Source organism: Sinomonas atrocyanea (assembly GCF_030812675.1).
Classification (GTDB): Bacteria; Actinomycetota; Actinomycetes; order Actinomycetales; family Micrococcaceae; genus Sinomonas; species Sinomonas atrocyanea_B.
The window spans coordinates 152,573-165,814 of record NZ_JAUSTE010000005.1; the positions used below are offsets into that span (position 1 = coordinate 152,573).

General features: G+C 73.6%; 12 protein-coding genes. 3 read left to right on the forward strand and 9 right to left on the reverse strand.

The genetic code is table 11. From position 1 onward, the window contains the following. Positions 1–7 precede the first annotated feature (7 nt). From J2W20_RS09470 to dut, 4 genes are all read right to left on the reverse strand, one after another. Positions 8–748: a DUF3159 domain-containing protein gene (locus J2W20_RS09470; RefSeq protein ID WP_307006287.1), complete on the reverse strand. Its 741-nt coding sequence runs from the start codon at positions 746–748 to the stop codon at positions 8–10. A gap of 1 nt (position 749) precedes the next feature. After that, complete coding sequence (locus J2W20_RS09475; RefSeq protein WP_307006289.1) at positions 750–1,067, reverse strand: hypothetical protein; 318 nt, start codon at positions 1,065–1,067, stop codon at positions 750–752. After that, positions 1,060–1,785, reverse strand: coding sequence for a DUF3710 domain-containing protein (locus J2W20_RS09480; protein WP_307006290.1), 726 nt, complete (start codon positions 1,783–1,785; stop codon positions 1,060–1,062). The genes J2W20_RS09475 and J2W20_RS09480 overlap by 8 nt, the downstream gene beginning before the upstream one ends. Positions 1,786–1,853: 68 nt before the next feature. After that, positions 1,854–2,363 (reverse strand): dUTP diphosphatase, encoded by a 510-nt coding sequence (dut, locus tag J2W20_RS09485; protein WP_307006291.1) that lies wholly within the window; start codon positions 2,361–2,363, stop codon positions 1,854–1,856. 93 nt (positions 2,364–2,456) lie between these two features. On the opposite strand from dut, the gene J2W20_RS09490 reads away from it, so the two are divergent. Further along, positions 2,457–2,945 (forward strand): DUF3093 domain-containing protein, encoded by a 489-nt coding sequence (locus J2W20_RS09490; RefSeq protein ID WP_307006292.1) that lies wholly within the window; start codon positions 2,457–2,459, stop codon positions 2,943–2,945. Between the two features lie 67 nt (positions 2,946–3,012). Here the strand turns inward: J2W20_RS09490 and J2W20_RS09495 are convergent, their stop codons facing one another. Beyond that, the gene (locus J2W20_RS09495) at positions 3,013–3,312 is read right to left on the reverse strand and encodes a DUF4193 domain-containing protein (RefSeq protein WP_066497506.1); all 300 of its coding nucleotides are present in this window, start codon (positions 3,310–3,312) and stop codon (positions 3,013–3,015) included. 295 nt (positions 3,313–3,607) lie between these two features. On the opposite strand from J2W20_RS09495, the gene sepH reads away from it, so the two are divergent. Beyond that, positions 3,608–5,131 carry a septation protein SepH gene (gene sepH, locus J2W20_RS09500; protein WP_307006294.1) on the forward strand — a complete coding sequence of 508 codons (1,524 nt, stop codon included), beginning with the start codon at positions 3,608–3,610 and terminating at the stop codon, positions 5,129–5,131. A 21-nt stretch (positions 5,132–5,152) separates the two neighbouring features. Here the strand turns inward: sepH and J2W20_RS09505 are convergent, their stop codons facing one another. From J2W20_RS09505 to J2W20_RS09520, 4 genes are read right to left on the reverse strand one after another with little or no spacing between them, the layout of a single operon-like run. Then, positions 5,153–5,824: a thymidine kinase gene (locus J2W20_RS09505; protein ID WP_307006295.1), complete on the reverse strand. Its 672-nt coding sequence runs from the start codon at positions 5,822–5,824 to the stop codon at positions 5,153–5,155. Further along, entirely contained in the window at positions 5,817–7,055 is a 1,239-nt protein-coding gene (locus J2W20_RS09510; protein ID WP_307006296.1) for an alkaline phosphatase family protein, read from the reverse strand. Before J2W20_RS09510 ends, J2W20_RS09505 begins: the two co-directional genes overlap by 8 nt. Then, a complete protein-coding gene (locus J2W20_RS09515) occupies positions 7,056–7,745 on the reverse strand; it encodes a DUF5998 family protein (protein WP_307006298.1) in 690 nt (229 codons plus the stop codon). A 53-nt stretch (positions 7,746–7,798) separates the two neighbouring features. After that, a complete protein-coding gene (locus tag J2W20_RS09520) occupies positions 7,799–10,540 on the reverse strand; it encodes a bifunctional acetate--CoA ligase family protein/GNAT family N-acetyltransferase (RefSeq protein ID WP_307006299.1) in 2,742 nt (913 codons plus the stop codon). A 52-nt stretch (positions 10,541–10,592) separates the two neighbouring features. On the opposite strand from J2W20_RS09520, the gene J2W20_RS09525 reads away from it, so the two are divergent. Beyond that, positions 10,593–13,118: a DNA gyrase/topoisomerase IV subunit A gene (locus J2W20_RS09525; protein ID WP_307006300.1), complete on the forward strand. Its 2,526-nt coding sequence runs from the start codon at positions 10,593–10,595 to the stop codon at positions 13,116–13,118. Positions 13,119–13,242 lie beyond the last annotated feature (124 nt).

Sequence of the window (13,242 nt, forward strand, 5' to 3'; positions counted from 1 at the left end):
TCCCGCCTCAGTCCGAGGCGGCCGGCTCGGCGGCCACCGGGCGCGTGATGAGCCACGCGACCCACAGGCCGAGGGCGTACAGCGGGACGCCCATGATGAGGCGTGTGGCCCCGAGGGCGACGAGGCCGCCGTCGCCCATCAGGTAGAGGGGAACCTGGACGAGCAGCCGCAGCCCCAGGACGGCGACCATGATCCACGTGCCGAGCCGGTACTGCCGCGCCCGCACGGGCTCCTTGCGCCAGTGCACGCCCTCGTTGCGGAGGAAGCCGAAGATGACGCCCATGAGCGGCCACTTCACGAGGATCGAGGCCACGAGCGCCACGATGTAGCCGGCGTTGGTGAGGAAGCCGGAGAGGTAGAAGTTCTCGGCGCGGCCGGAGAACACCGCGAGCGCGGCCGAGACGGCCACCCCGATGATCCCCGCGAAGGCCTGTGTGGGCGGCGTGCGCCCCACGAGGCGGACCACGACGAAGACGGCTGCCACCGCGAGGGAGAGCACGGCGGCGAGGATGAGGTCCTGGACGAGGGTGAAGCAGACGAGGAAGACCAGCCCCGGCAGGATGCTCTCGAGGAGCCCGCGGACGCCGCCGGCGCTGCGGAGCACGTCGATGCGGCCGTCCTCGTGGCGGTGGAGGCCGGCCCTCGCGGCGTAGGCGCCCGCGAGGTCGGCGCCGGTGGGCAGGCGGCCGGGACGCGGGCCGGGGCCCTCGTCGTCGCGGGGTGCGGCGGGGCCGGGTGCGGAGTTCACGTCAGTCCTCCTGGGCCAGGATCTCGTAGCGCGGGTTGTAGATGGTGGGGACGCCGTGGAAGTGGGCCAGCATGCCGGAGAAGCGCAGGCGCGTCCCGGCGTTGACCCCGCTGATCCGCCGGCGCCCGAGCCACACGAGGCACAGGGCCGGCCCGCTGCCGGGCCGTTCGCGTTCGTCCTCGATGACCGCGGTGAGCCGGGGCGCCTCGTCGACGGGGACGAACGTGAGGGACCGTACGAGGCCTTCGCCGGAGACGAGGCCGCGTTCGGGGAGCCCGCCGAAGCCCTCGAGCCTCACGGGCGCGGTGGCCTCAGCCAAGATGGGTGGTCTCCGGTCCACGTTCCGGCGTGTGCGGGGCGTGCTGTCCGTGGCCTGCGCCGTTCTCGTGCGGCGCGGCCTCGATGGGGATGCGCAGCGGGAGGAGCTCGCGCGGGGGCAGCGGGGACTCGCCGCGGTCCACGACGACGTGGCGGAAGAGGTCCTCGAGGGCGGCAGAGGCCTCGTGGCTCTCCGCGGCCTGGCCGCCGATCACTCCGCGCAGGAACCACCGCGGACCGTCCACGCCCATGAACCGGGCCGCGCGGTAGCTGCGGCGCTCGCCGGAGGCATCGGCAGGAAGCCGCGCGAGCAGCTCCGGGCCGAAGCTGCCCTCGACCTCCTCCACCGTGCCGCCCTGGCTCGCGACCGACTGGGCGATCTGGGCGCGGATCTCGCCCCAGAGGCCCTCCGAGCGGGGCGCGGCGAAGGCCTGGAGCTGCAGGCTGGAGCCGGCGAGGTCCATCGTCACGGCGACGACGCGCTGGGTGGCCTCCTCGAGCTCGAGGCGCAGCTGGAGGCCCTCGGTGGGCCGCACGAGGATCGAGCCGAGGTCCACGTAGCCGCTCTCGGTGCTCGCCTCGCTCGCATCGAACGGCCCCTTCTGGGCGCGCCCGTAGCCGCTCTTGTCGGGCTCGGGACGCTTCTTCGTCGACTGCCCGAGGACGGAGGGGTCCTCGGAGGTCAGCTTGGCGTTCTTGCCGCGTCCGAACAGTGCCACACACACTCCTTTGTCTTGCCGGCTGTCCCGGCAGCCCGCTTCCGCCGAACGCCCGGTCGGGCGGGGCGCTAGGGGGCGGTGAATCCGCCCGTCGAGCCGAAGCCCCCCGAGCCGCGCACGGAGTCGGACAGGTCCGCGACGGGCACGAAGCGCGCATGTTCGACGCGCTGGATCACCATCTGAGCGATTCTATCGCCGCGGCGGAGGGCGATCGGTTCGGACGCGTCCGTGTTGAGCAGGGTCACCGCGATCTCGCCGCGGTAGCCGGCGTCCACCGTGCCCGGGGCGTTGACGACCGTGAGGCCGTGCCGCGTGGCGAGGCCCGAGCGCGGATGGATGAGGGCGACGTAGCCGAACGGGAGCGCGATGCTCACGCCCGTGGGCACGAGCGCGCGCTCGCCCGGGCGGAGCGTCACGTCCACGCGCGCCCGCAGGTCGGCTCCGGCGTCGCCGGGGTGGGCGTACGCGGGCGGCTCGAGGCCGTCGTCGAGCATCTTGAGCTGGACGTCGAGGGTCGGTGCCCAGGCCGTGGACTGGTCCGGGGCCGCGTGGTCGGGGGCTGTCTGCTGCGCGCTCACCCGTCAACTCTAGCGGGCCTGCGGCGGCTCCCCGGCGCCCGCGGACGGCCGGCGCTTTTGTCCTCGCGGGCGCCGGGGTGGAAAGCTTGACCCATGCCTGACGCCACGACGCCCGCCTCCGGGCCGAGCACCGCCGACCCCATCGTCTACTCCGAGAAGCTCTGGCCGGCCTGGTGGGTGTGGATCGTGGTCCTGGGCGTCTCGGGCGCGGGCATCCTGGTCTTCGCCCCGATCAGCATGGCGGCCGGATACACGGGCGCGGCCGTGCTGCTCGTCATCCTCGCCGGAATCCTCGTGGCCTCCACGCCCGCCGTCGTGGTCACGCGGACCTCCTTCCGCGCAGGCCGGGCCGTCCTCCCGCGGACCTTCACGGGCACTGTGGAGGCGTTCGACGGCGACGAGGCCACCGCTGAGCGGGGCCCGCGCCTGAACGGGCTGGCCTACCTGTGCATCCGGGGCTGGATCCGCCCAGTGGTCCGCGTCGAGCTCACCGATCCGGAGGACCGCACGCCGTACTGGCTCGTCTCGAGCCGACACCCGGACCGCCTGGTCGCCGCGCTCACCGAAGTGCCCCGCCGCTGAAACGGAGGCGGCCCCGACGCCGTCGCGTCGGGGCCGCCTCGAGCGTGGCCGCCTGGAGCCGGAGGCGTCAGCCTTCGCACTCCTTGCAGTAGAGCAGGCCGTTCTTCTCCCGGGCGATCTGGGAGCGGTGACGGACGAGGAAGCACGAGGCGCACGTGAATTCGTCGGCCTGCGCGGGGAGCACCCGCACCAGGAGCTCCTCGCCGGAGAGGTCGGCTCCGGGGAGCTCGTAGCTGTCCGCCGCCTCCGCCTCGTCCTCGTCCACCGCAGCAGACTGCTTGTCGGTACGGCGGGACTTCAGCTCCTCGATCGAGTCCTCGTTGAGCTCTTCCTCGTTCTTGCGCGGCGCATCGTAATCGGTCGCCATAATTCTTCGTTCACGCTCCGGTAGCTAGCCATGTCACGTGGCATCCCACGTAGTCCACTCCAACGCACTCGGCCCCCATTTTGTGCCCAGTGACGGGGAGATTGTTCCCGATGAGCAGGCAAAACGCCATTCGGTCCCGGAACATTCCCGACATGTGCCGCTACCCCCGCACCCCGGCCCGCGGCCCGCGCCGCGCCCGGGCGCCCTTTTTCGCGGCACACCGGGAGCCTGCAGGCCTTCTGCGCCCGCGGATGGCACAGTTCTACTCAGACCTAGAGCAAGCTGGAGGGCGTCCATGCGGGAGCGAGCGCACGATCAGGCGGAAGAGCTGCGCCTCGTCGGGGTCCACGAGGACGGTGCACACCTCATCGTGAGCGCCGCGAACGGGGACATGTTCCGGCTGCCCCTCGACGAGGCGCTGCGCCGCGCCGTGGCCCGCCCGGCGCCCCAGCGTCCTGCGCCCTCCGGCGCCGACGGCGCCGGCATGACCCCGCGCCAGATCCAGGCCGAGATCCGCGCGGGCGCAACCGCGGAGGAGGTCGCGGCGTCCTCCGGCGTCCCGCTGGCCCGGGTGCAGCGCTTCGAGGGTCCCGTCCTGGCCGAGCGCGAGCACATGGCGCGCCGCGCGCAGGCGGTGGAGGTCCCCGGGCGGCTGCCCACCCAGGAGGCGCTGCGCGGACCCGCGGCCGACCGCGCGGTGACGCTCGGCGAGATGGCCGCCTACCGGCTCTCGCTCCACGGCGTTCCGGCGGGGGCCGTCGAATGGGACTCCTGGCGCCGGCCCGACGGCCAGTGGACCGTGGTGGCGCGGTTCGCCCTCCCGGAGGGCGCGCCGTCGTCCATCGGCGAGGAGCCGCCTGCCGTGTGGACCTTCCATCCCGGCCACCGGACGGTGGCCAATGCCAACCGGTGGGCGCAGCAGCTCAGCGAGCTCGAGCCGCTCGACGGGCCCGCTCCCCGCCGCCGGCTCGCAGCCGTCTCGGACCGCCCGTTCGACGTCGAGGCCGCCGAGGAGCACTCCGGCGGCGAGCTGGACCGCGAGGGGGAACTGCTGGACATGCTGCGCGCGCGCCGCGGCCAGCGGCTGGGTGTGGACGAGGACGGCGACGACGCCCTCGCGCTGCTCCTCACGCACGGCATCCCCGCGGCGCATCCGCGGTCGCCCGAGGCCGAGGAGCCGGAGCCCGAGGCCGCCCCGGCCGAGCACCGCAGGGCCGGCGAGTGGGAACGCGGTGCGTGGCGGCCCGCGGAACGGGACGAGGAGACCGAGGACGACGACGGCGACCCGGCTCCGCGCGGCGGCATCACCTCGCTGCTCTCCCGCCTCAACGTCCGCACGGTCCCGGAGGCCGATTCGCGGCTCGACCTGCGGCCCGGCGTGAGCACTGCCACTACGGAGATGACGGTCGTCCCAGCGGCGCGGCCCTCGGGCGACGGTTCGCACGATGGTCCCGCCGACGGCACGGCGCGGCGCCAGGACGGCCCGGACGGCGGCACGGCGCACACCGGCCCCCAGCAGCGGGACACGCCCCGGCAGGAGGAGGGCCCGGGCCAGCCCGAGGCCCCGCAGGAGGCGGAAGGGCCGCACGCACCGGACAGCCGGCAGGACGTGGAACGCCAGCACGGAGAGGAACGCCCGCACCGGCCGGAAGGCCTGCACGGAGCGGGAACCCCGGCCCGGCAGGCCTCGCCCGAGGACCGGGAGCCGCCGCGTGCGGAGACCGCGGGCCAGGGCGAGCCCGCGCGCAGGTCCTCGCGGCCCAAGCGGTCCTCGGTCCCCAGCTGGGACGAGATCGTCTTCGGCACGAAGGGCGACTGACCGGGCTCCCGCGGGCGGGCCCTAGTCGCCGAACGGGAGCAGCTGCTCCCCCTCCCCCATCACGGGCACGGACGCGGCCGTCTTCCCGGCCATGTAGTGGCGCCTGCACAGGGTCTCGTACTCCACCTCGGTCCAGGGGCCCTCGTCGTCGGGCGTACCACGGCCGGAGACGTCCGCCACGACCACCTGCTCCCCTGTCAGGACCATCTCGCCGCCCACGGTGCGGGCGTTGTGCGTCGCGCGGCGCCCGCACCAGCACAGCGTCGGGACCTGGAGCGTCTCGATCCGGTCGGCGAGCTCCACGAGGCGGCGCGAGCCCTCGAAGAGGCGTGCGCGGAAGTCCGTGCCGATCCCGAACGCGTACACGTCGACCTCGAGCTCGTCGACGACCCTGGCGAGCTCGTCCACCTGCTCGTGGCGGTAGAACTGGGCCTCGTCGCAGATGAGGTAGTCGACCTCCTCGGCACGGGTCCGCCGGGACACGACCTCGTTCCAGAAGCTCGACTCCGCCGTGACCTCGATCGCCGGGGTGCTCAGGCCCAGGCGGCTCGTGATGACGGCGCGCCCGGACCTGTCGTGGCTCGTGAAGAGGAGCCCCTTACGGCCGCCAGCGCGGTGGTTGTAGTCCATCTGCAGCGCGAGCGTGGACTTGCCACTGTCCATGGTGCCGGTGAAGAAGACGAGCTCAGCCACGCCGCTGCCGCTTCCCGCGGACGCGTCCGCGCGCGGTGAAGGCCACGAGCGGGACCTGCCGCTCGGCCTTGGTCCACGAGCCGTGCTGGCCCACCATCTCGAACGCCTGCGGCCGGGCCCGGCGCCCGTCGTAGAGGGCCAGGTCGCCGTGGACCGCGACGATGAGGTCGCCGATCCGGGGATGCACCCTCTCGGAGACGACCGGGCCGAACAGGCCGTGCCCCACGGCCTCGGCCCGCGTGAGGATCCAGGCCTGGCTGCCGAAGCGCTCGCGCCATCGCGCGGCGACGGCCGCCACCGCGGACGCGTCCGGGGCCCCTTCGCCGTCGGTGCCCTCGAGGTGGAGGTGCACCATGCGCGGCTCGCCGGCGGTGTGCCGCACCCCCTCCGTCAGCTGGGGATCCGCCGAGATGTCGATGCGGCGGGCCGCGGCGACGTCGACCATCCCGTGGTCCCCGACGACGAGGACGAGCGTCCCCGGTGGGAGCTGGCCGTCGAGGCGGCGCAGGCACGCGTCGACCTCCTCGAGCGCCTCCTCCCATGCGGCGGAGGCGACGCCGAACTGGTGGCCGGCCTTGTCGAGCTCGTTGAGGTAGAAGTAGGCGAGCATGCGCGGGTGCGTGGCCATGGCCTCGGCGGCGGCTGTGGTGCGCGCGTGCAGGCTCACGGCGCCGATGAACTCTCCGCCCCGGAGCGCGGCGCGCGTCATCGCGGAGCCCTCGAACTGGGGAAGGCTCACGGTGGCCACCGGGATCGCGGGATGGAGGCGCTCGAAGACGGTCGGGCAGGGCTGCCACCGCTGCGGGTCGACATCGGGGTCCCAGCCGTTGAGCTGGTTGACCACCCGGTCGAGGTGCGGGGCATAGACGTCGTAGCCGACCATGCCGTGCTGCCCCGGCGGCACGCCGGTGCCGAGGCTCGCGAGCGAGGCGGCGGTGGTGCTGGGGAACGCGGCGTCGAGCATTCCCGGGACTGCCCCCTGGCCCTGGGCGAGCTTCTCGCGCAGGAAGGGCGTGTGCGCGGTGCGCTTGGACAGGAGGGTGCGGCCCAGGCCGTCCACCATGACGAGGCAGATGCGCACGGCCTCGGGGAGCCCGAGGGTGTTCTCGAACCCCTCGGCCCCGAGGGCCGCGGCGCAGGAGGGCAGCACGTCCGCCACGGAGCGCGAGCCGAACGCGGGCGGGGGCGGAAGGGGCGGAGCGCCGGCCGCGGCGCCGGGGGCGGCCGTCATCTAGCGGCTGCCGTGGCCGCGCAGCGTCCGCGACGAGAAGGCCGAGAGCCGGGGCCGCTGGGCCGCCTGGAAGGGGCGCGATCCGGTGTTCACCGCGCGCAGGAGCCGCGCGAACTGCTTGGCGGCGTCGACCGCGCGGGGGCCGTCGGCGTCGGCGCTGATCCTGAGCACGATGTCCTCCTGCGCCATCGTGCCGGTGTAGCCGTGGTCGGCCTCGCACTGGGGGTCGCCGCACCCGGCCGGCACGATGTCCAGCCGCTGGCCGCCGCTCCACGAGATGGCGAGGGTGACCTCCCGGACGGGGTCGCCCGGGGCGTAGTCCGCGGGCTGGGCGTAGACGTAGGAGAGCACGACCGTGGCGATCTGGTCGACGGGCACGGACTCGGTGGACACCTGGGCCCCCATCTGGCTGCCGCTGTCGTCGAGCGGGGCCTCGTCCACGTGCGTGATCACGAGCATGTCCTCGGTCAGGACGAGCACGGTCACGTGCCGGCGGACCTCGGCCCGCTCGAAGTGGGTCTCCAGGTGCGTCAGGTGCGCGATCGCGGTCCGGCCGTCGAGGGCATCGGCCACCACGTCGCCGACGAGCAGCGGGTAGAACCCCGTCCGCTGGAGCGCCGCGGTCAGCGATTCCCCCGGGCCTGGGACCCGGTGCTCGCCTGCAGGTGCCCCGGACGCGTTGTGGCTCATGGGCGCCATTCTCCCAGACCGGCACCCGGCGTCCCAAAACCGGGAGGCCGCGCTCACTGGGCGATGAGGGCGCGCCGGGCGCTGTCCATGCGCTGGGCGGCGTTGCCGATCCAGACCTGCGCCGAGAGCACGGTCAGGCCCGTGGAGCTCACCACCACGGGCTTGAGCTCGAGCAGCGACACCTCGGGGTGGCGGTCCTTCAGCAGCGAGACCCGCCCGATGAGGTCCTCGAGCGCGGGCACATCGAGGGCAGGCAGGCCCTCGTGCCCGAACAGCTTCACGGAGGTGCGCGGCGAGCGGACGATGTCGTGCACGTCGCCCGTGGTGAGCGGGGTGATCCGGTGCGCCCAGTCGTCGAGGAGGGAGACGGCGTCGCCCGCGAGCCCGAAGGAGAGGACGGGTCCGAGCAGGGGGTCCTCGATCGCCCTCACCACGCACGCCTGCCCGAGCGGGGCCATGCGCTGCACCTCGAAGTGGCCGCCGCCGTAGGGGGCGAGCGCGCGCCCCATCTGCTCGAACTCGGCGCGAAGGTCGGCGGCGTCCCGGATGTCCAGGCGGACGGCGCCGAGGTCGAGGCGGGAGCGGAGGTTGTCCGCGGCGGACTTGATCGCCACCGGCCACCCGAGGGCATCCGCGGCCGCGACGGCCTCGTCGGCGGTCCCGACCGGCCGGGACGCGAGGACCGGGATGCCGTAGCAGTCCAGCAGCCGCGCGGCGTCGTCGCCCGAGAGCTGCACGAGCTCCGTGCCCTGCACGCCGGCGAGCCGGGCGCCGATCAGGGCCGCGGCGGCGCCGTCGTCCGCGTCGGCCTCGAACAGGGCGCCCTGGTCCCGGGCGAGCCACTCGCTGTAGCGGGTGACGGCGGCGAGCGCCGCCACGGCGTCGCCCGCGCTCGTGTAGCACGGCACGGCCGCCGGCCACTCCTCCGGCCGGTCGCCGGCGCGGGGGGCGGGAAGGAGTCCCTCGGTGTCCGTCTGCCGGTCCAGCACCCCCGGGAACGCCGCGATGACGGCCTTCCCGAGCGGCTCCGCGGTCTCGGCGAGGGTCCGGGCGAGCGCCGGCACCCGCACGCCTGCCGAGGGCAGGAGGGCGACGACGACGGCATCCACGTCGTCGCGGGCTGCGGCCTCGCGCAGGCGCCGGGCCAGCTCGGGGAGCGCCAGCGACTGCCCCAGGGCGAGGTCGAGGTCACCTTCGGCGGCGGTCACGGTCAGCCCCTCCCCTTCCGCGCTGTCCGCCACGACGCGGGCCAGGGCGAGGGAGTTGCTCAGGACGGCGACCCTCGGGCCGGCCGGCAGGGTCCCGACGGCGATCTGGGCGACGTCGACGAGCTGCTCGACCGTCCCGACCCGGATGACCCCGGACTGGCGCAGCACGGCGTCGAGCGCCCCCTGGGGGGCCTGGGTCGTGCGCACGGAGTGGCCCGGCGGGAGCCGCAGCCCGGTGACCTCGCTCTTGGCGACGATGACCGGCTTGCTGCGGGCGAGGCGGCGGGCGATGCGGGAGAACTTGCGCGGGTTCCCGAACGACTCGAAGTACAGGCCCACGGCGCTCGTGGCGACATCGTCCTCCCAATACTGCATGAGGTCGTTGCCGGAGACGTCGGCCCGGTTGCCCGCCGACAGCACGGAGGAGAAGCCGAGGTAGCGCCGCTCGGCGGCGGCATAGAGCGCCACCCCGATGGAGGCGGACTGGCTGAACAGGCCGAGGCTGCCCTGCCGTGGCAGGCCGGGGGCGAGGGAGGCGTTGAGCCGGATGTCCGGGTCCGTGTTGGCGATGCCGAGGGACTCGGGCCCGACTACCCGCATGCCGTGGGCCCGGGCGTGGCGGACGATCTGCCGCTGGAGCGCGAGGCCCTCCTCGCCGCGTTCGGCGAAGCCGCCGGAGGCGATGACCACGCCCTTCACGCCCGCCGCCGCACACTCGGCGACGACGCCCTGGACCTCGGCGTACGGCACGGCCACCACGGCGAGGTCGACAGGCTCCGGGACCTCCCCGATCCGCCCGTAGGCCATCATGCCGCCGAGCTCGAGCGCCTCGGGGTTCACGGCGTAGACGCTGCCCGCGAAGCCGCCTTCGACGATGTGCTCGAGCAGCTGGTAGCCGAGGGTCCCCCAGGTGCGGCTGGCGCCGACGACGGCGACCGAGGAGGGGGCCAGGAGCCCCATGATGCTGCGCGCCTCGGCGCGGTGCTCGCGTGACTCCATGACGGCGCGCGACTTCTCCGTCGGGTCGATCTCGAAGGCGACGGAGACGACTCCGTCGTCGAAGTGACGCGTGACGGCGTAGCCGGCCTCGGCGAAGACCGTGAGCATCTTGCGGTTCTCGGGCAGGACCTCCGCCGTGAACCGGCGGATGTGGTTTTCGCGGGCGGCGGCGGCGAGGTGCTCGAGCAGGATCGAGCCGATCCCGCGGCCCTGGTGCCTGTCGGCGATGTTGAAGGCGACCTCCGCCTCGGCCGGGTCCGTGAGGCGGTCGTAGCGGCCCACGCCGATGATCTCGTCGCCGATGGTGATGACGAGCGCGACCCGGTCGTGGTGGTCCACCTCGGTGAACCGCTTGAGCTCGCCGGGCGTGAGGCGCGCCTTGTAGCTGAAGAAGCGCAGGTAGATGGACCCCTCGGACTGGTGGGTGTGGAAGTCCTGCAGCGCCTGGGCGTCCTCGGGGCGGATCGGGCGCAGGTGGGCGGTGCCGCCGTCGCGCAGGACCACGTCGGCCTCCCAGCCGTGCGGGTAGGACGCGCCAGTGGTGGATGCGCGGGTCGAGGGTGCGCCGTCCGAGGCCGATTCCACCATAGGGTTAGCCTAGTTCAGCCCCCGCACCACCACACGAAGGACCCACGCTCTCTTGGCACGTCGACAGAACCCGCGCTCCTCCTCGGGGGCGGACATCCTCCCGGGCACCGACGACTTCGCGGAGAACATCACCGACATCGACGTGGCCGAGGAGATGGAGACCTCCTTCCTCGAGTACGCCTACTCGGTCATCTACTCGCGCGCGCTCCCGGACGCCCGCGACGGCCTCAAGCCAGTCCAGCGCCGCATCCTGTACATGATGAGCGACATGGGGCTGCGGCCGGAGCGCGCCCACGTCAAGAGCGCCCGTGTGGTGGGCGAGGTCATGGGCAAGCTGCACCCGCACGGCGACGCCGCCATCTACGACGCGATGGTGCGCATGGCCCAGGGCTTCGCGCTGCGCCTGCCGCTCATCGACGGGCACGGCAACTTCGGCTCGCTCGACGACGGGCCGGCCGCCGCCCGGTACACGGAGGCCCGCATGGCGGCGGCCTCCCTCGCGCTCACCGGCGACCTGGACGAGGACGTCGTCGACTTCATCCCCAACTACGACGGCCAGCTCACCCAGCCCGAGGTGCTCCCGGCCGCGTTCCCCAACCTGCTGGTCAACGGCACCACCGGCATCGCGGTGGGCATGGCCACCAACATGGCCCCGCACAACCTCGTGGAGGTCATCGCGGCGGCCCAGCTGGTGATCGCCAACCCCGAGGCCACGCTCGAGGAGGTCATGGAGCTCGTGCCGGGCCCGGACCTGCCCTCGGGCGGCCGGATCGTGGGACTCGAGGGGATCCGCGACGCGTACCGCACGGGGCGCGGCTCCTTCAAGACCCGCGCGAAGGTCTCCATCGAGCAGATCTCCGCGCGGCGGACGGGCATCGTGGTGACCGAGCTGCCCTACATGGTGGGCCCGGAGAAGGTCATCGAGAAGATCAAGGATGCAGTCAACGCGAAGAAGCTCGCGGGCATCTCCGACGTCACCGACCTCACCGACCGCCAACACGGGCTGCGGCTCGTGGTCGAGGTCAAGAACGGCTTCAACCCGCAGGCCGTCCTCGCCCAGCTCTACCGGTACACACCGCTCGAGGACTCCTTCGGCATCAACAACGTCACGCTCGTGGACGGGCAGCCGCAGACCCTCGGGCTGCTCGAGCTCCTGCGCGTCTACGTGGGCCACCGGATCGACGTGGTGCGCCGCCGCACCGCGTTCCGGCTCGGCAAGCGAAAGGACCGGCTGCACCTCGTCGAGGGGCTCCTGGTCGCGATCATGGACATCGACGAGGTCATCCAGATCATCCGGACCTCGGACGAGGCCGCCGCGGCGCGCGAGCGGCTCATGTCGATCTACGACCTGACCGAGATCCAGGCGAACTACATCCTCGAGCTGCGCCTGCGCCAGCTCACCAAGTACTCCAGGCTCGAGCTCGAGAAGGAGCAGGACGAGCTGCGCCGCGAGATCGCCGAGCTCGAGGCCATCCTCGGCTCGGACTCGCTCCTGCGCCAGCTCGTCTCGGGCGAGCTCGCCGAGGTGGCCAAGAAGTACGGCACTCCGCGCCGCACGGTGCTCCTGGAGCGCGACGACGCGCCCGCCCTCGGGAGCAAGGCCTCCGCCGCGGTCGCCGGCGCGTCGGGCGCGGCGAAGGGCAAGGCCGCCCCGCTCCAGCTCGAGATCGCCGACGAGCCCTGCTGGGCCCTCCTCTCCGCGACCGGCCTCGTGGCCCGGACCGTGCACGCCGAGCCGCTCACCGAGGGGGGCCCGCGGGTGCGGCACGACGTCTTCCGCTCTGTGGTGCGCACGACGGCGCGCGGCGAGGTCGGTGCCCTGACCTCGGCCGGGCGGATGCTGCGCCTGCAGGTCGTGGACCTCCCCCAGCTCCCGCCCGCGTCCGGCCTGCCCAACATGGCCGGCGGTGTGGCCGCGAAGGACTTCCTCACGCTCGCCAAGGGCGAGGCGCTCGTGGCCCTCGTGCCGCTGGACGCGGTGGTCGCGATGGGCACCGCCCAGGGCGTGGTCAAGCGGGTCTCCCCGGACTACCCGCTCAATCGCGAGGACTGGGACGCGATTGCGCTCAAGCCCGGCGACGCGGTCATCGGGGCGGCGCCGGCGGCCGACGGCGACGTGCTGGTCTTCGTGACCGGCCAGGCCCAGCTCCTGCGCTACGACGCGTCCACCGTGCGCCCGCAGGGCCGCACCGCGGGCGGCATGGCCGGGATCAAGCTCGCGGCGGGCGACGCGGCCGTGTTCTTCGGCGTGGTCGCCGCCGACGACGCCGAGGAGAAGGCCGTAGTCGTGACGATCGCGGCCGGCTCCGATGCGCTCCCCGGCACCTCGGCGGGCAGCGCCAAGGTGACCCCGTTCGCCGAGTACCCAGCCAAGGGCCGGGCGACGGCCGGCGTCCGCGCCCACCGCTTCCTCAGGGGCGAGGACCGGCTCATGCTCGCCTGGGTAGGCCGCGGCCCGGCGCGCGCCTCGTCCTCGGCCGGGGTGGCCCGCTCGCTGCCCTCGGAGTTCGGCCGCCGGGACGGCTCGGGGGTCACGCTCGCCCAGTCGGTGGACGAGGTCGGCCCCAGCTTCGCCTAGCTGTCGCCCCTCCCCGCCCCCTCCCCGTTTCGGGTACGCATCTCGTCGCCTCTTCGCGGTTCCGGGTACGCATCTCGTCGCCCTCGTGGCCTTCCGGGTACACGCCGGGGGTCGGGGTGCGCCG